The organism is Sphingomonas abaci, assembly GCF_014199625.1.
Lineage (GTDB): Bacteria > Pseudomonadota > Alphaproteobacteria > Sphingomonadales > Sphingomonadaceae > Sphingomonas > Sphingomonas abaci.
The window spans coordinates 60,823-78,415 of record NZ_JACHNY010000008.1 but is presented as its reverse complement, the minus strand read 5'-3'; the positions used below and the strand labels follow the sequence as shown (position 1 = coordinate 78,415).

17 protein-coding genes are annotated in these 17,593 nt (G+C 62.8%); 3 read left to right on the top strand and 14 right to left on the bottom strand.

Features of this window, described 5'->3' with window-relative positions:
- Positions 1–5: 5 nt before the first annotated feature.
- From pcaD to GGQ96_RS16585, 10 genes are all read right to left on the bottom strand, one after another.
- On the bottom strand, positions 6–782 hold the full coding sequence (gene pcaD, locus GGQ96_RS16630; RefSeq protein WP_066667190.1) for a 3-oxoadipate enol-lactonase: 777 nt from the start codon (positions 780–782) through the stop codon (positions 6–8).
- Positions 782–1,450 (bottom strand): 3-oxoacid CoA-transferase subunit B, encoded by a 669-nt coding sequence (locus GGQ96_RS16625; protein ID WP_022674936.1) that lies wholly within the window; start codon positions 1,448–1,450, stop codon positions 782–784. The genes pcaD and GGQ96_RS16625 overlap by 1 nt, the downstream gene beginning before the upstream one ends.
- Entirely contained in the window at positions 1,450–2,160 is a 711-nt protein-coding gene (locus tag GGQ96_RS16620; protein WP_022674937.1) for a CoA transferase subunit A, read from the bottom strand. The genes GGQ96_RS16625 and GGQ96_RS16620 overlap by 1 nt, the downstream gene beginning before the upstream one ends.
- A 10-nt stretch (positions 2,161–2,170) precedes the next feature.
- On the bottom strand, positions 2,171–2,947 hold the full coding sequence (gene benD, locus GGQ96_RS16615) for a benzoate diol dehydrogenase BenD (RefSeq protein ID WP_022674938.1): 777 nt from the start codon (positions 2,945–2,947) through the stop codon (positions 2,171–2,173).
- Positions 2,944–3,975, bottom strand: coding sequence for a benzoate 1,2-dioxygenase electron transfer component BenC (gene benC, locus GGQ96_RS16610; RefSeq protein WP_022674939.1), 1,032 nt, complete (start codon positions 3,973–3,975; stop codon positions 2,944–2,946). Before benC ends, benD begins: the two co-directional genes overlap by 4 nt.
- Before the next feature lie 21 nt (positions 3,976–3,996).
- The gene (gene benB / locus GGQ96_RS16605) at positions 3,997–4,485 is read right to left on the bottom strand and encodes a benzoate 1,2-dioxygenase small subunit (RefSeq protein ID WP_022674940.1); all 489 of its coding nucleotides are present in this window, start codon (positions 4,483–4,485) and stop codon (positions 3,997–3,999) included.
- On the bottom strand, positions 4,482–5,870 hold the full coding sequence (locus GGQ96_RS16600) for a Rieske 2Fe-2S domain-containing protein (protein ID WP_022674941.1): 1,389 nt from the start codon (positions 5,868–5,870) through the stop codon (positions 4,482–4,484). The genes benB and GGQ96_RS16600 overlap by 4 nt, the downstream gene beginning before the upstream one ends.
- Before the next feature lie 24 nt (positions 5,871–5,894).
- Entirely contained in the window at positions 5,895–6,788 is an 894-nt protein-coding gene (locus GGQ96_RS16595) for a dioxygenase family protein (protein ID WP_022674942.1), read from the bottom strand.
- Positions 6,789–6,850: 62 nt separating this feature from the next.
- The gene (gene catC / locus GGQ96_RS16590) at positions 6,851–7,141 is read right to left on the bottom strand and encodes a muconolactone Delta-isomerase (protein ID WP_022674943.1); all 291 of its coding nucleotides are present in this window, start codon (positions 7,139–7,141) and stop codon (positions 6,851–6,853) included.
- Positions 7,142–7,146: 5 nt separating this feature from the next.
- The gene (locus GGQ96_RS16585) at positions 7,147–8,304 is read right to left on the bottom strand and encodes a muconate/chloromuconate family cycloisomerase (protein ID WP_066667191.1); all 1,158 of its coding nucleotides are present in this window, start codon (positions 8,302–8,304) and stop codon (positions 7,147–7,149) included.
- Positions 8,305–8,414: 110 nt separating this feature from the next.
- Here GGQ96_RS16585 and GGQ96_RS16580 point away from each other — a divergent pair, with 110 nt between their 5' ends.
- Together GGQ96_RS16580 and GGQ96_RS16575 are read left to right on the top strand one after the other, a co-directional pair.
- Positions 8,415–9,338, top strand: a complete 924-nt coding sequence (locus tag GGQ96_RS16580) for a LysR family transcriptional regulator (RefSeq protein WP_022674945.1) — start codon at positions 8,415–8,417, stop codon at positions 9,336–9,338.
- 282 nt (positions 9,339–9,620) lie between these two features.
- The gene (locus tag GGQ96_RS16575; RefSeq protein WP_066667207.1) at positions 9,621–11,873 is read left to right on the top strand and encodes an AAA family ATPase; all 2,253 of its coding nucleotides are present in this window, start codon (positions 9,621–9,623) and stop codon (positions 11,871–11,873) included.
- A 257-nt stretch (positions 11,874–12,130) separates the two neighbouring features.
- On the opposite strand, the gene GGQ96_RS16570 is transcribed toward GGQ96_RS16575, so the two are convergent.
- The 4 genes from GGQ96_RS16570 to GGQ96_RS16555 all read right to left on the bottom strand — a co-directional run bounded on the left by GGQ96_RS16570 (position 12,131) and on the right by GGQ96_RS16555 (position 16,583).
- On the bottom strand, positions 12,131–14,764 hold the full coding sequence (locus tag GGQ96_RS16570; RefSeq protein WP_022676110.1) for an AAA family ATPase: 2,634 nt from the start codon (positions 14,762–14,764) through the stop codon (positions 12,131–12,133).
- Complete coding sequence (locus GGQ96_RS16565; protein WP_184116616.1) at positions 14,761–15,876, bottom strand: metallophosphoesterase family protein; 1,116 nt, start codon at positions 15,874–15,876, stop codon at positions 14,761–14,763. The genes GGQ96_RS16570 and GGQ96_RS16565 overlap by 4 nt, the downstream gene beginning before the upstream one ends.
- A gap of 78 nt (positions 15,877–15,954) precedes the next feature.
- Positions 15,955–16,341, bottom strand: a complete 387-nt coding sequence (locus GGQ96_RS16560; protein ID WP_022676112.1) for a type II toxin-antitoxin system VapC family toxin — start codon at positions 16,339–16,341, stop codon at positions 15,955–15,957.
- The gene (locus GGQ96_RS16555; RefSeq protein ID WP_022676113.1) at positions 16,338–16,583 is read right to left on the bottom strand and encodes an AbrB/MazE/SpoVT family DNA-binding domain-containing protein; all 246 of its coding nucleotides are present in this window, start codon (positions 16,581–16,583) and stop codon (positions 16,338–16,340) included. Before GGQ96_RS16555 ends, GGQ96_RS16560 begins: the two co-directional genes overlap by 4 nt.
- A 268-nt stretch (positions 16,584–16,851) precedes the next feature.
- Here GGQ96_RS16555 and GGQ96_RS16550 point away from each other — a divergent pair, with 268 nt between their 5' ends.
- On the top strand, positions 16,852–17,517 hold the full coding sequence (locus GGQ96_RS16550; protein ID WP_022676114.1) for a recombinase family protein: 666 nt from the start codon (positions 16,852–16,854) through the stop codon (positions 17,515–17,517).
- The last annotated feature ends 76 nt before the right edge of the window (positions 17,518–17,593 follow it).

The window sequence follows — 17,593 nt, the reverse complement described above, 5'->3', positions numbered from 1 at the left end:
GGACCTCAGACGAAGGCGTCGATAATGGCGTCGGCAAGGGCGTTTGGTGCGTCAAGCGGAGCAAGGTGAGCAGCATCGAGCATGACATGTTGAGCACCCGAGATGCGTTCGATCAGGTGCTCGCCATGACCGACGAACGGTGTCGAGGTATCGCGGTCCCCCGAGACGACGAGCGTTGGAACGGAGATTGTTTGCAAGCGATCAGCGATGTCCATGTCACGGATAGCAGCCGCGCACCCGGCATAGCCTGCCGGCTCCATACAGAGCAGGCCACGTCGTACGCTGGCGGCGATCTCGGGCCTGGCTTGCACAAAGCTTGGCGATAGAAACCGCGACATGGCAAGGTCAGCGATCCCAGCTACGCCTTCCTCCCGCACCTTCTCGACCCGAGCCGTCCAGGCGGATCGATCCATCGTTGCCGAGGTGCATATGAGCGCCAAGCCGGTAACTCTTTCCGGCGCGTCCATTGCAAGCTGCATGGCGATCATGCCGCCCAGGGACACGCCCGCCACCAATGCGGCTTCAACGTCAGCTGCATCCATAGCCGCTGCCACGTCGCCTGCGAGCATCGACAGCTCATAGTCTCCTGCCGGGGCATCGGATGCGCCGTGACCACGGGTGTCGATGCGCAAAAGCGAGAACCGATGCCTAAGCGCGGGAATTGCCGCGTCCCACAGGTCCATGTCGGTCCCAATGGAATTCAGCAGCACCAGCGACGGAGCAGCGGTGTCGCCTTCGACCTTCCAGTAGATGTCAGCGCCTTGCGATCGGATGAAAGGCATCAGGCAGCGCGCTCTAACGCGGTTTCGTCTGTGAATGATGCATCAGTCTTCGCCCGCACCTCGTCCACGGTGATGCCTGGGGCCAGCTCGATCAGGCGTAATCCAGGCTTGTCGCATGCGAGAACGGCCAGGTCCGTGATGATCAGATCAACGCACGCCTTGCCGGTGAGCGGCAAGGTGCAGGCCGGCAGTATCTTAGATACGCCTGCCTTGTTGGCGTGATCCATGACGACCACAACACGCTTGACGCCGGCGACGAGATCCATCGCGCCGCCCATGCCTTTCACCATCTTGCCCGGGATGGTCCAGTTCGCGATGTCACCAGTCTCGCTGACCTCCATCGCGCCGAGAACGGCCATGTCGATGTGCCCGCCGCGGATCATCGCAAAGCTGTCCGCCGACGAGAAGAAGCTGGACGTGGGCAGCGCTGTAATCGTCTGCTTGCCGGCGTTGATGAGATCAGGATCGACCGCATCACGCGTAGGAAATGGGCCAATTCCGAGCATTCCGTTTTCTGACTGAAGCGTCACGTCAAGACCTTCAGGAACGTAGTTGGCTACCAGCGTCGGTATGCCGATGCCGAGATTGACATAGAACCCGTCTTGCAGCTCGCGAGCGGCCCTCGCCGCCATCTGTTCGCGGGTCCAGCCCTTCGTATCGCCGGCCATCACGCGTCCTCCTTCTCGCGAACCGTCAGCTTCTCGATCCGCTTCTCGTTGATGGTCGACAGGACGACCCGGTCGACAAAGATGCCGGGCGTGTGGATGCAATCGGGGTCGAAGCTGCCCGCTTCCACGATCTCCTCGACCTCCGCCACAGTGACCCGACCCGCTGTCGCCATGTTCGGGTTGAAGTTGCGCGCGGTCTTGCGGAACATGAGGTTGCCCGCCGGGTCCGCCCGCCAGGCCTTTACGATCGACAGGTCGGATCGCAGCCAGGTCTCGCGGACGTACTCCTCTCCGTCGAAGTTCTCGACGGGCTTGCCCTCCGCCACGACGGTGCCGACGCCCGTTTTGGTGTAGAATGCCGGGATGCCCGCACCGCCCGCACGAATGCGCTCAGCCAAGGTTCCTTGCGGCGTAAGTTCAAGGTCAAGCTCGCCCGAGAGGTACTGCTGCTCGAAAAGCTTGTTTTCGCCCACGTACGACGAGATCATCTTCGCGATCTGTCGGGTCTCCAGCAGCATCCAGAGGCCGAAGCCGTCGGCGCCGGCGTTGTTGGAGATGACGGTCAGCCCCTTCACCCCGCTTGCGCGAATTTCCGGGATCAGGCTTTCGGGATTGCCGGACAGGCCGAAGCCGCCCGACATGATCGTCATGCCGTCGAAAAGCAGCCCGTCGAGGGCCGCCGCCGGATTGTCGTAGACCTTGTTCTTCATGTCGCTCCGATCAGCCCAGGTCACCGCCCGCGACGGGCAGGATGGAGCCGGTGATGTACGATGCCTCGTCCGAGGCGAGGAAGAGGATCGGCGCGATCTGCTCATCGAGCGTCGCGTACCGTCCGAGGAACGTGGACGTCGTGACCTGCTCGACCGCCTCAGCCATCCAGGCCTGCTCACGTGCGTCGTCCCCGTCGGGATTGCGCGGCACCATGCGGGGCGGGGCCTGCGTTCCGCCCGGCGCCGTAGCAACGACCCGGATGCCGCGGTCACCGTATTCCATCGCCAAGCTTTGGGTCATTGCGTTGATGCCGCCCTTGGCCGCCGAATAGGGTACCCGTCGGATGCCACGCGTCGCGTTGGACGAGACGTTGACGATCGTACCCACTCCCTGGTGGAGCATGATTGGCAGGACGGCGTGGCAGCTCCAGAGCGTTGGCATGAGCGATCGCCGGATTTCGGCCTCTATCTGCTGCGGCTCAAACTCGGCGAACGGTCGCATACGGATCGCGCCGCCTACATTGTTGACGAGGATGTCGACGCGGCCGAACTCGGTTTCGGCCGCGCGCATCGCCGATACGGCACCCTCGCTCGTCTCGAGATCGCAAACAAAGGCGCGCGCGGCCCTGCCTGCTTCATGTGCGACATCGGCGACAAAGTCGGCGCGATCGACAAGCATGACGGCCGCACCTTCAGCGGCCGCACGTAGCGCAACGCCGCGGCCGATGCCCTGCGCCGCGCCCGTCACGACCATCGTCTTGCCACGGAACCGGTCGGCAAAGATCATGCCGCAGCCTTTACCGAACTCTCGCTGGGCGCGAATTTTTCGTAGTGGAAGTGCTTTGGCTCAACGCCCTTGTCCCGCAGAAAGGTGCGTACAGCCTCGACCATGGGCGGCGGTCCACACAGGTAGATGTCACAGTCACCGGCGTTGAGGTGGTCGTCCGAAAGATGCTCGGTGACATAACCCTTGAGGGGATGTCCGCTCTCCGGATCGGCGACGCATACCGCAGAGGTCAGCGTCGGCAGGCGGGCGGCCAAAGCGTCGATGCGCTCCATCTCGACCATGTCGCCATCTTTGGTCACGCCATAGATCAGGTGAAGCGGCTGCTCGGTGCCCTGATCAGCAAGGACCTCCAACATCGACAGGATCGGCGCTAGGCCGGTGCCACCGGCGAGGAGTATTGTCGGGCGATCGACGTTTCGCAGAAAGAAGCTGCCCTGCGGTCCGACAAAGCTCATCCGAGCGCCGGGCTGCGCCTTCTCGCTAAGCCAGCTGCTCATCAGGCCGCCCGGAATGTTGCGGATAAGGAAGCTGGCTTCCGCCGCGCCAGGTTTGGAGCTGAACGAATAGGAGCGGTGTTGCCCAGTGTCCGGAACCATCAGGTTCACGTACTGGCCCGGGAGGAAGCCTAGAGCGGCGGGATCGTCCACCCGCAGCGTGAGGATGATCGTGCTGTCGGAGACCATCTCCACGCTGGCAACTTCGCCGCCATGTATGGCGGGCTTCACCTTGCACGCCGACGACGGCACCGGCACTGCGATCACGCAATCGGACGAGACCTGCATCTGGCAGGTCAGGACCATGCCTTCTTCCGCCTCGTCCTCGGTCAGCGCTTCTTCGATGTACTCGTCGCCAAGCTCGTAGCTGCCCTGCTCGCAGCGGCACTTGCATGTGCCGCATACGCCGTCCGAACAGTCCATCGGCAGGTTGATCTTCTGGCGGAACGCGGCGTCGAGCACCTTCTCGCCTGCGTTGCAGTCGATGAAGCGCGTAGCGCCGTCCTCGAAGTTGAGTGCGATACGGTAGCCCATGTGATCCTCTCGAGCCCGGCGTCAGATGTGATAAATGTCGATCACCTGGCGGATGTAGTCGTTCTTGAGCACGACCTTCTTGTTGGTAATGACCGGCTGATCACCAGTCGCGTCGATGGTGTAATAGGATGTCCCGAAGAAGCTCAGCGTCTCCTTGTAGCGGTGACTGAGCGTATGCCAGTTGAACCGTACCTCAAGCACACCGTCTGTCTCGCTCGTCACCTCAATGTTTGTGACGGCATGGTTCGTACGTGGCTCGGGCATACTTGCTCCCGATCGCTCGGTCTTGATGCGGAAGACGCGATCTTCCAGCCCATCCCGATTGGGATAGTAGATCAGCGAAATCTCACGCTGAGGGTCTTCGACCAGTTTGTCGTCGTCGTCCCAAGCCGGCATCCAGAACACTGCGTTGGGCGCGTAGCAGGTCAGCCATTCATCCCACTGCCGATCGTCGAGCAGCCGCGCCTCCCGAAAGAGGAACGCGGCAACCCGGTCATAAGCGAGTGTCATGCTGCCACCCGCAAACGGTCGACCTGCCGGACAGTGCTGCCGCCGTCGCCACCATCGTCCTTGTCGAGGGCCGCGATCAACGTCTGCGCCCAATATTCGTGCTGCCGCACGAACAGACCCTCATCCTCGCTGCGATTGCCGCTGAGCGTAGGCTCTAGACCCATCGCCGTGGCGTTCTCATCAGGACCCGCGATCCAGTGCGTAGCGCCGCGGCTCAGATCATTCCACAAATCGCCTGCGCCTTCGTAGGCGGTCTGGCAGGAGCGGAACTCCTCCAGATCGTCAGGCGTGCCCATCCCACTGACGTTGAAGAAGTCCTCGTACTGACGGATGCGAAGCGCCCTTTCGGCGTCCGCCTCGCCTTTCGGCGCGAAGCAGTAGATCGTGACCTCGGTCTTATCCACGCTCACCGGACGGATGACCCGGATCTGCGTCGAGAACTGGTCCATCAGATACACATTGGGGTAGAGGCACAGGTTGCGCGTCTGATCGACGATCGGCTTGGCACGCTCCTCGCCCAGTCGCTCCGCCAGCTCCTCGCGGTGTGCGTATACGGGGCGAACCTCAGGGTTGAGGAGCCGTGTCCACAACAGAATGTGGCCGTTGTCGAAGCCGTAGACGCCGCCAACGCTCTTCGACCAACCATCGGGGTCGACTGCCTTGGTGGCCTCCTCCTTGCGCCGGCCGGTCGTTGCCGAGTAATTCCAGTGGACTGCGCTGACGTGATAGCCGTCCGCGCCATTCTCCATCTGAAGCTTCCAGTTGCCGTCGTAGACGTAGGATGAGTTCCCGCGAAGCACCTCCAGCCCTTCTGGCGCCTGGTCGACCATCTGGTCGATGATCACGCGGGTCGAGCCAAGCCAATCCTCCAACGACTGCACGTCGGGGTTGATGCTGCCAAACAGGAAACCGCGGTAGTTCTCGAAACGCGCTACCTTGGTCAGATCGTGCGAACCCTCAGTGTTGAACGCCTCGGGGTAGTCTCCCGTCTTGCCGTCCTTAACCTTGAGAAGCTTGCCCGCGTTGCTGAACGTCCAACCATGGAACTGGCAGGTGAAGCTGCCCTTGTTGCCATGCTTCTTGCGGCAGAGCATCGCGCCCCGGTGCGCGCAGGCATTGATGACCGCGTTGAGCTGGCCAGTTTTGTCGCGCGTGATGATGATCGGCTGACGGCCGATGAAGGTCGTGAAATAGTCGTTGTTCTCCGGTATCTGGCTCTCGTGGGCGAGATAGACCCAGTTCCCCTCGAAGATGTGCTTCATCTCGAGGTCGAACAGGGCCGGATCGGTGAATACGTCGCGTCGGCAGCGGAATGCGCCCGTGGCGGGATCGTCAACGACCGCGGTTTCGAGGCGTTCGCGGATATTTGCGCGAAGGTCGGTCATGGTGCTTCTCCTTTGCGACGAATGTCAGGCGACGGCGAGCCGGGCGCGGTTTGAGAAGGCCTCGTCGTCTGCCACCTCAGCGCGCTGCAGCTGGAAATCGAAAGCGATGTGAGCGCTGTCGCCCTGCCGGTTCGGCACGGGCAGCAGGCCTTCGCGGGTGCCGAAGGCGAAGTCGTCCGCGGCGAAAGGATCGTCACCGAAGTTGATTTGTGTCGTCAGCTGCCTGTAGCCGGGAGCCTCGATGAAGAAGTGAACGTGGGCAGGGCGATTGCCGTGTCGACCCAAGACCTTCATCAGCTGATCTGACGCACCACCCGGCGGGACGCTATAGCCGTTCGGCATCTTGGAATGGAACGAGTAGCGCCCATCGTCGCCGAGCTTGATCCGCCGGCGGTTATTGAAGGGCGTCTGTTCGTGGGTCGGATCGAAGTGCGAGTAGAACCCACGCGAGTCCGCGTGCCAGACGTGAAGTATGGCATTCTTCACCGCCTCCCCGTCAGGTCCCGTGATCTGACCTGTCATGTAGAGGGTGGTCGTCTCATCCGGGTCATCCGTCAGATTGGCGTCGTTCTCGACTAGCGGAGCGCCTTCGACGTAAAGGGGGCCTTCGATCGTACGCGGTGTGCCGCCGGTCTTGCCCGCCTCCGCATCCTTGGCGTCCATGTACAGGTCGAGGAAATGCTCGATGCCCGTACCGGGCATGAGGAGGCCAAATTCTCCGGCAGCCGATTGCAGATAGTTGACCGCACTCCAGACCTCGTTCTCACTGATATCGTGACGGACGATGATCGTCATGGTTGCTTCGACGAGATCGCGCATGATGGCCTTCACCCGAGGATTGCCGTCGGTTGACGCTGTACCGGCAACGCGGTCGAGCAGGTCCTGGATTGCGGGGGTCTGTACGAAGGAAACGTCCATGGGGGTCTCTCCTGGAATTCTATCTGGTCGCCGCCTTGGGCGGTCTATCAGTTGCGGCTGCTTCAGCGGTCGTCGTCGTGGAGCGATGACGGGTGGCGGCACAGGGCAGTGACCCGCATCGTCATGAAAGGGTAGAGCGGCAGGCTCATTAGAATGTCATGCAGTTCGGCATTCGAAGCGACATCGAAGATGCTGACATTCGCGTATTGGCCTACGACCCGCCAGATGTGCCGCCATGTGCCCGCACGCTGGAGATCCTGGAACCGCGCCTTTTCGGCAGCTTTGAGGCGGGCGCCTTCTTCGGCGTCGAAGCCGATCGGTATGTTCACGTCCATCTCTACCTGGAACAACATGGTCGTCAGGCCCTCTCTGCAACGACGTGGAGTGTGGGTGCGGTGCGGTCTCGACGATGGAAAGCCACGCGGTCCTCATCGAGCGCCACACCGAGGCCGGGACCGGTCGGGACCGCGAGCTCGAAGTCGGCGTAGCGAAGCGGTTCTGCCAGTATGTCCTGGGTAAGCAGCAACGGACCGAACAGCTCTGTGCCCCATGCGAGCGTCGGAAGGGTTGCACACAGATGGGCCGACGCCGCTGTCCCGACACCGCCTTCAAGCATCGTCCCGCCGTAGAGGCCAACACCGCCGGCATGGGCAATCGTCGCGACAGCATGTGCGGGTAGCAGACCACCCGATTGCGCGATCTTCACCGCGAAGATGCGGGCGCCCGAGCAGGCGGCAATAGCGAAGGCGTCACAGGGACCATGTAGCGCCTCGTCCGCCATCAGCGGCACGATGTGCTTAGCCGACAGCCGCGCCATCGATGCGTGCGCATGCCTTGCGACTGGTTGCTCGACGAGGTCGACACCGGCATCTTGCAATAGACGCATACCGAGATCGGCCTGTGCTTCATCCCAGTTCTGGTTGACGTCGACACGGACGCTGCCGCGGTCACCAACCGCCTTTTTGATGGCAGCGACATGCGAGACGTCGTCGCGGACCGATCGCTTGCCGATCTTGAGCTTGAAGATGTTATGCCGGCGAAGATCGAGAACGCGCTCCGCTTCCTCGATGTCGCGCGCGGTGTCACCGCTCGCCAGCGTCCACGCAACCGGAAGACTGTCGCGGACGCGTCCCCCACCGATCAGCTCGGACACCGGTACTCCCAGGCGCTTGCCTGCCAAATCTAAAAGCGCCGTCTCCACCGCACACTTAGCGATATGGTTGCCGAAAACGCTTTGCGTCACCTTGGCCATGGCGGCGCCGACTCTAGTCGGGTCGCAGGTCCTGAGCACAGGAGCGATGTAGCTGTCGATGGCGAGTTTTATACCTTCAGGGCTCTCCTCACCGTAGCTGAGGCCGCCGATCGTCGTGCCTTCACCGATACCTTCTAAACCGTCGGAGTCGCGCATTCGCACCAGTACGATCGACTGGTGATGCATCGTCGCCATCGCTAGGACATGCGGACGTATCGTCGGAATATCGACGATGAAGGTATCGATCTCTGCGATCGTGACCATGACCTCTCCACATCCTCAGCTCTACGTTATCCCAGCATAGGTACGTCGGAGGGGCTGGACGCGCAAAGATCAATGTGGTTTGCTCACGATACTCACAGGGTATTCAAGCGATGGATCTTCGTCAGTTTCGCTATTTTGTGACCGTCGCGGCCGAACGGAATTTCAATAAGGCGGCAGAGCGGCTGCACATGGCGCAGCCGCCCCTCAGCCGGTCAATCCAGCAATTGGAAGCCGAGATCGGTGCAGAATTGATCGATCGTACGAGCAGGCCGCTTTCCCTGACGCCCATGGGGCACTTCTTCCACGATCAGGCCGTGCAAATTCTGCGGCGTGTCGAAGACATGCGTGCGATGATGGAGGCCGCGATCGCGACCGATAAGCGGCGCTTTACGATTGGGTTCGTGTCATCCACGATCTACGCCCGGCTGCCGGCACTAATACGTGAGTTTCGCTCCGAGCTACCCGATGTAGAGTTGACGCTGGTGGAGAGTACGACCCTTGATCAAATCGCTGCTCTAAAGGAAGGCCGTATTGATATTGGCTTTGGGCGCATCCGATTTGAGGATCCTGCCGTGCGACGCACCGTCCTGCGACGAGAACCCCTAATCGCAGCGGTACCGCTTGCCAGCACACTGGGCATAGACGGCGGTCCCATTTCATTGGCGGCACTCGCTCGCGAAAAAGTAATCCTTTACCCGAGCGCTCCGCGGCCGAGCTACGCCGATCAAGTTCTGTCGCTGTTTCATGACAATGGTCTCACGCCCAGCGTCATCCACGAAGCTAGAGAATTGCAGATTGCGATTGGCTTAGTGGCGGCGGAGGAGGGAGTCGCCATCATTCCAGAATCCGTAAAGCGAGCACGCCCGGACGACGTTCGTTACCTAGAGCTACTAGAACCCGCCCATTCACCTATCATTATGAGCCACCGTGTCGGCGATTTTTCACCAGAAATCTCTGCTTTCATGCGTATCATCGCGCGCAAGTACAACGACTGGAAATATCCTGTGCCCGAAGCGCTGTTGATCACGGTATAACTAAACTAGCAGCATCGACGCCCTCTTTTTAAGTAAGCTTAGGGGCCATCGCGAAACCTTCCCTGCGCGATGGCCTCGCCCAAGTCTAGGTCGATGCCTGCGGTCAGCTGAAAGTTGCTCTCCTACTTCTTGTCGGAACCGATCAGCAGGAGCCGCGAGCCCCGCAACCTGCATGGCGCCAGCTGCGAGGCGGGCTGTCGGTGGAAGCGCGTCGACGATCGGACATCGCGCTCTGTTTGTCTGACATCCGCCATGCTAATCAAAGCTCGGGGAGGCGGGCCGGTGCTCACACAGATACGAAGGATCAAGAACCTCGGGGTCTTCGGTGACTATTCGCGCAGCCCTGAGGTCCCCGACCTGAACCGATACAACCTGATCTATGGCGAGAACGGCTCGGGCAAGACGACGCTCTCGCGTCTGCTCGCCTGCCTCGAGGAGGGCGAGCACGCGGATCACCCTGACCTAGAGTTCACAATCGAGACCCAGTCGGGCGCGTTGGCGCGCGGAACCCGGTATGGGCGCAAGGTGCGGGCGTTCAACAGCGACTTCATCGAGGCGAACATCGGCGGTTTGGACGGGCCGCTGCGTCACATCCTCATTTTGGGTGAGGAGAACAAGCTGGTCGCGGCGGAGATCAAGTCAGAGATCGACACACGAGACGCCCGCCTCCGGCGCATCGCGGAGTTGGACGCATCGGTCGCCAAGCTGGAGACGGAGCGTGGGCGCTTGTTCTCGGGCATCGCGAAGACGATCGGCGAGGCGACGAGCGGGGCGACCCTGCGCAGCTACCGCAAGCCTGACGCGGAGGGCGCGTTCCGGAATCTTACCGGGGGCGAGCAGCTGTCCGACGAAGAACTCGCCCTCCACCACACCACCGTCCACCAGGACATGATGCCGTCGATCGTCCAAATCCAAGAGCCGAGCGTCCGGATCGGCGTTGACGAACCAGAGAGCGCCATCGCCGTAGCGCGAGGCACTGCGCTGCGCGCGTGCGACCTGGCGGCCGAGTCCGCGCAGTCGAATGTCCTGGAACGCCTGTTGGGGAAGCCCGACATCGCAAGCTGGGTCGAGCAAGGCATATCCCTGCACGGCCGGCATTCCTCGGAGACCTGCGAATTCTGCGCGCGACCGATGCCTGCTGAACGGCTCGCAGCTTTGGCGGACCACTTCAGCGCGGAGGACCAACGACTGAAGGCGCGCATCGAGCGCGAGCGCGACCGGTTGTCAGCGGCAATCGAGGGCCTGAACCGGATCATCGCGCCGGACCGCCTCGCCCTTTATTCCGAACTCCGTGACAGCTACGACGCAGCAACCAAAGAACTCGACGCCGCGCTCATAGAGCTCAAGGCCCGGCTGGGCGAGGTTGACGCCACGCTCACGAGCAAGTTGGCCAACCGCACCCGATCATACGAGGCCACGGCGTCCAGTGATACGGCCAGGCTGGCGCAGTCCTTCACGAACCTAAACGCGATCATCGAGCGCCATAATGAGAAAACCGCCGGCTTCGACAGCGCACGCAGTACGTCGCGTGACGCGATCGAGGCACATTACCTGCGTTCAATCAAGGGGCAGGCTGATGAGCTGGCCGAGCGGATAGTCGCCGCCACGGTCGAGATCGCCCTGCTGCGGAACGGTGGCGAGGGCCTGCCGGACGTGCGCGGCATCGCGGCGCTGAACGCCTCCATCGCGGCGAAGCAGGCTCAGGTCTCGAACGAGCACAAGGGCGGAGAGAACCTGACGAGGGATCTTTGTCAATTCCTGGGCAGGACCGATCTACGGTTCGACTCAGGCGTGGACGGCTACCATGTCATGCGACGAGGCAGGCCGGCGAGGCGCCTCAGCGAGGGTGAGAAGACCGCGATCGCGTTCCTATACTTCCTAGTGCAGCTGACGGACCGCGACTTCGACATGTCGGAGGGAGTGGTGGTCATCGACGACCCGATCTCAAGCCTCGACGCCTCGGCGATCTACCAAGCCTTCTCGTTCCTGAAGAACAGGACGCAGGGTGCCAAGCAACTCTTCATCCTCACCCATAACTTCGAGTTTCTCAGACTAGTCATCAACTGGCTTCAGAACATTCCAGGACCCAGAGCGGAGAAGACCTTCACGATGGTCCTCTGCTCCGAAACGGAGGAAGGCCGTTCCGCACGCCTCGCGCCGCTCGACCGGTTACTCATCGATCACGCGACCGAATACCACTACCTGTTCAAGGTGCTGCACACCTTCAAGTCGGACGGGACGATCCTCGGCTGCTACCACGTCCCGAACATAGCCCGTAAGGTGCTTGAGACGTTCCTCGACTTCCACGTGCCCTCCAACCGGAGCCTGCACCGGAAGCTCGAGGAGACCGACTTCGACCCGCACAAGAAGACGGCGATCTACAAGTTCGCCAATGACCTCTCGCACCACACCGGCAAGTCGTTCGACCCAGCCCTCGTGGCGGAAACCCAGAAGAACACGATCTACCTGCTCGAGATGATCGAGGCGGTCGCACCACTCCACTACGGCGGCCTGAAGGCACTCGCGGAGGCTTAGACCCCGCGCGCCACCTTCGCCCGCTTGACGGCACCGGCGTTCATCCGACACACCAACCCGCCCGGATTTTGCAGGCAAAGACGCGGTTGGGAGCGCCGTGGACCATTTCGGCGATCGGCGACGTGTTGATCGGCAAGGGCACCACCGCAGCGAGCCGGGGTGGTAATCGGCGAGCCGTAGCTGAACGAACGTCCGCTTACGCCGATTGCCATCCGAACTCGGTCGGGCCGTAATCCTACCAGAACGTGTAAGTTTCGCTACCGATCTCCCGTCAGGCTAATCCGATTGCCAAGATGGCGGAAGGCGCGATCACGACAGGTGAGAAGGATGATCTGCATCCGCGTTGCCGCCTCCGTCAGGATTTCAGTCATGAGATCGAGGCGGGTATCGTCCGAATAGACCAGCGGGTCGTCCAGGATCAGCGATACTGGCATTCCCTGCTCGAGGAGCATGTCGGCAAAGGCGAGCCGCGTAAGGACTGCCAGCTGCTCCTGGGTGCCCCTGGAGAGATCGCCGCAACTCTCGCCCAAACCGCCCCGCGCAATCGACGCCAAGCCAAGGTCGTCGCCAAAGCCGGGATTCGCACCCGGCAGCAGCCGTTCGATGTGCCGGCGCGCACGCCGCGCCACCGGCCCGACGAATGTCCGTGACGTCTCGGCGCGCGCACTCTCCAACATGTCGCGAAGCAACTTCAGCGTTTCGGCTTCCTGCGTCACACGTGCCAGGTTGGTAGCTGCGGCATCAGCCTCCTCGCGCGCGACTGCGGCGCGGTCGGCCAGCCCCTTGCCGCCTTCCGCCTCGATCCGCGCCTCGAGCCCGGCAATCACCTTTTCCAGGTCGGTACGCTGGGCCCGGGCCACCTCGACCCGCTTGTCCAGCAGGCCGATCTGCCGTTCGATGGTAGCAACGTCATGCGCAGTCGCTGCGCGTTCGGCATCCTGCAGGTTGACGAGCGCTGCCGCCTCCTGCTGGCGCGCATCGCGCAAAGCGTCGTCAAGCGAGGCCACCTCGGGCCTGGCTTCCAAGGTGGCAAGCTGTGCCGCGGCGTTCAGCGCATCCCGCTCGGCGCCAGCTTCCTGCACCATCAATGGAGTATTGCGCGCCTCCACCTCGCGCAACTGCTCGGATGCCACTGCATCGACACCTTCCGCCCTTGCGAGCGCCGTATCCGCCTCACCTAACGCGATGGTCAGCGCCTCGACGTCTGGTTCCTCGCCACTCCCCTCCCCTTCCGCGCCTTCCTGCAATTCGACGATGAAAAGCTTCAGGGCCGACGCGCCCACCTCGATTCCGAGCAGCGTCACGGCAGGCGTGATCCCGATGATCCGCGCCTCGAGCGTGCGAAGGTTGGCGACCGCGTCTCGCGCGGCCTCGTTGCGAGCGCGAGCCGCAGTGACGCTCTCCACCCCGTGCTCGGCCAAGGCCGCGTTCAGATCATCGGTCGCATTGGCGAGCGCCGTCTCGGCGCCTTGCAGCCCGACCGGCGGACGGATGATCAGTTCGGCATCGCCCAGTTGGATGCGCGTCTCGCGAGACAACATCCGGTCTCCACGCTCCGCCGCAGATCCGTCGATCGTCAGGCCGCTGACATCACCGGCGAACTCGATCCGCGTCGCACCGGCATCCACGGCCGCCCGCGCCTTGTCCACGGCACGTTCACGTTCTTCGAGGGCCTTGATGACGGTGGTGGGGATCACCGCAGTCGCGAGCTGTCGCGTCACTTCGTATTCGGCCTCCAGCGCAACCAGCTCGGCATATCGCCGTCGTGCCTCGCCGACTGCTACCCGGCGCTCGCGCTCGGCAGCCCGTATCCGAGCAGCGTCAAGTGCCGCGTGGGCGGTCCGCCCAGTGTCACGAGCACGGGTTAGCAGCTCACGGGCTGTCGTCGCTCGTTCCTGCGCGGCCGCCAACTCCCCGATCAGGCTGGATCGACTATCCCGTGCCTTGCTGAGCGCTGTAGCCGTGTCGCTGACAGCTTTGCGGGCGATTGCGAGGCGCGATGCGAGATCCTCAAGTGCCCTGACACGGTCGACAAGGCGGCCCTGCTCAGCGCGGCGTGTGTCGAGCAGCTGAGCGGCAGAGCGCGCCACGTCAAGCTGGCCTACCAGCGCCCGACGCTGCTCAGCATCGGTTGTATCGGCAAGATCGCGGTCGAGCAGCTTCAGCCGCGCCCGTGCGGCCTCGAGGTCGGAAAAGCCCTGCTCTAGGGCGGCAAGCCGAGTGGCCGCCTCGCTCGCGGCGCGCTGCGCGGCGTCATGCTCGTCGCGGGCCGCAGTCTGGCGACCAGTCAGCCGACCGCTGTTGGTCCAGTATTCCGCGTACTGACTGTCGATGCGGGGGCGAACACGCTGGTAGGCAACACCGCCCATGATCGTGCCGACCTCAGCTTCCAGGGTAGCGCGAACGCTGTCGCGCACGATCTCGCCTGGCGCAGTCACTTCAAGCGCCTGCGCCTGCCCGACCCACAACAGACCGAGTGCGCCGTGGGCGGCCGCGTCGCCGCCCTGGCTGGTGTCGCGACGCGCGCCGAGCAGTGCTTGCAGCTGCGCCTCGGCATCCTCGCCCTGCGCACGCCCGTTCGGTCCCCGAACCTCGACCGAAGCACTCTTCAGGAAGCGCTTGCTGACTTCCCACGCCTCGCCTTTCGCCTCGAAGCCGATCTCGATCTGCGGGGCGACGGCCTCGCCGTAAGGCGCATAGCTGCGCGCAAGCCGGTTGGCGGTGTTGTGCCGGATGAAGAAAGCGGCGCGCATCGCTTCCAGCAGCGTCGACTTGCCGGTCTCGTTGGGCTCTATGATGACGTTGAGCCCATCCGTCAGCCCGTCGAGCACGAAGGGGTCGCGGTATTTGCGGAAGTTTGAGAGCGCGATGCGCCGGATCCGAAGGCTCATGCCGCGTCCTGCCCACGCTGATGTTCCACGAACAGGCGCTCGAGCGCCCGCCTGGCAATGGCGCCGTCGCTGCCACCGGCCTCTATCATGCTCATCAGCTTGGCCGCGGCCGTGCCGATCATACCCTCGACCCGCAGGTCTGCCAGATCCTGTTCGCTCGGCCGACCGACGAGATCGTCGGCGGTGACCGTCAGATGGCGGAGGCGATGGCGCAGGTCATTGTCGAGGCGCGCAAGGATCGCGATACGATCGGATAAACTGACGATACCCGAGAGCGAGAGCTGCAGGAGGGTTGCCGATGGTTCGACCTGCGCAAGCAGCCGGTCGCACTCGGCGGCAAAGCCCTCCGCGTCGGCAACCGTCCACGAACGCATCAGCCACTGGAACCTGCCAGTACGGATTGGCGATACCGACGGCTCCGCCCCAGCCTCAAGCGTCACGAGCAGAGCGTAGCCCGGCTCATCCCGCTGGAAGCGATCGGTTTCGGGCGTGCCTGAGTACCAGGTGCGCGCATCGACCCGGAAGCTCCCGTGCCAGTCGCCAAGCGCAAGATAGTCGAGGTTGGAGCGCTGCGCGCGATCAGGCGCAATCTGGTTCTGCGCCTCGCCGCGCGACGAGAAGTCGCGGATCGAGCCGTGTGCCAGACCGATGCGCAAGCTCGCGCCTGGCGTCTCCATCGTGTCGAACAGCGCGGTCGGATCGTCGAGATTATGCCGGTGGGTCAGTGGTGCCGGTAGCAGCCACTGCCCGGGCTCCAGCTCGCATGGCACCGGCTCGGCGAGGATACGGACATTGGCGGCGCCTTTGGCGCGGACACGATCCCACAAGCCGCTGTTGCGGGCGAAGTCATGGTTGCCGGGCAGCAGCCACCAGGTACAGGCATAGCGCTGCATCCGTGACACCGCCTGCACGATCACGCGGTCTTCCGGTCCCTCAGTATCGAACACATCGCCAGCGACCAGCACATGCGCGACATCATGCTCCGCAGCTGCTTTGCCGATCGCGTCAATCGCATCGAACCGCGCCTCGCTAAGCGCAGCGCGCACGTCGCTGTCGAAGCGGCCATACGGCTTGCCGAGTTGCCAGTCGGCAGTGTGGATCAGGCGTAGCATGGAAACCTTCTGGCGGTGTGGGTTATGGCTGTCGAGCCGGACGTCCTGCCCCCTTCCCTACCCCGCCACCATGTAAAGTCAGCGGATCGCGACAACCTTGACCTCGACGGCATCGGCGATCTTCTTCCAGTTCTGGTCGCTGGTCCATGCGGGCAGACCGTCCCGTCGGGCAAGAGCCAGACAGAAACGGTCACCAAGGCTGAGTCCCGCCTCCGCTGTTGCCGCCCGCAACCGCCCGGCAATCTGCGCGAGTGCCTTGTCGGCCGGCACGACCGTCAGCGGCAATGGATCGAGCATCGCATCGACTTCGCGCTCGGGCATGCCGGCATGGACGAAGTGACTGACTACCTCGGCATAGTTAACGCTGCTCACCCGCGCCCCACCGATCTCAGCCGCGACCTTTGTCGCGCCGCGTTCGCCCTTGAGCATCGCGATGATCGCAGACGCGTCCAGCACCACGCTCATTCGCCGCTCTCTTCCCGACGTCGGGCAAGGAATGCGTCGACGGATGCGTCGGGATTACCGCCAGTGTACTGCTTGGCCAGAGCCTGGGCACGTGCCACAGCCTGACTTGCCGTCCGCAACACCACGCCGTCCTCCGTCTCATCAAGGTAGACCGCACCACCGCCACTCAGGCCAAGGCGCTTCCTCACGTCTGCCGGCAGGCTCATGCGCCCGTTAGGCGTAATGTTGATTTGCAAGGTCATGTTTGCACGCCAGCCCTGATGTACCACGTTGACGCAACATAGCTGACGCCCCCGCCGACGACAACAATGTCGATATTGCGTCTGTCCCTTATACTAATGTCACAGCTGGTACGTTGTGCCACGCCGCCACGATTCTGCCAAATACGCATTTTAGGAGGTACGGTTTGGGTATACCTCTGAAAGACCGGAGCGCGCCCGGTCTTTTTTCCGTCAAACGCGCTCTCAAAAAAGACTGGACATAACAAGACCGTTCATAAAGGACTGAAGCATGTTCGTCCGGGCTTATCTCCGCGCATCGACCGCTGAACAGGATGCGACCCGCGCTCGCGCAGCGCTGGATGCGTTCGCCGCCTCACATGGATTCCGTATCGCATCGCGCTATGTTGAACACGAGAGCGGCACTCGCCTCGCCCGGCCGGAGCTTTTTCGACTACTGGACGATTGCGGCCCCGGTGACGTGTTGCTGGTCGAGCAGGTCGACCGTCTATCGCGCCTCAGCTCGGCCGATTGGAGCAAGTTGCGATCGGAGATCGAGGCACGCCAGGTTCGGATCGTGTCTCTCGATCTGCCAACCTCCTGGAACCTGATCGCTACCCCCGACGACTTCACAGCTCGGATGTTCGCCGCGGTAAATGCAATGATGCTCGACGTCCTCGCCGCGGTCGCTCGCAAGGATTATGATGATCGTCGGCGCCGGCAAGCCGAAGGCGTCAGCCGAGCTCGAACCGCAGGCCTCTACAAAGGCCGCGTTGAGAACACTGCCCGCAACGCCGCGATCGCCCGGTCACTGAAGGATGGGCAGAGCTGGCGCGAGATCATGATCGGCACGGGCTGCAGTCGGACGTTGCTCGCTAAGATTGCTCGCCGCCTGAAGAACGAACGGTCGGGCGACGCCAGCGGCACTGATCCGTGCGCTGTCGAGGACATCGCCTGAGCGCCAGCAATTCGGGCTTCCCCTGCCCTTCCAACTCGCCAAGCCGCTGTGCCGTAGCGTCGACGCCGTCGTCAGG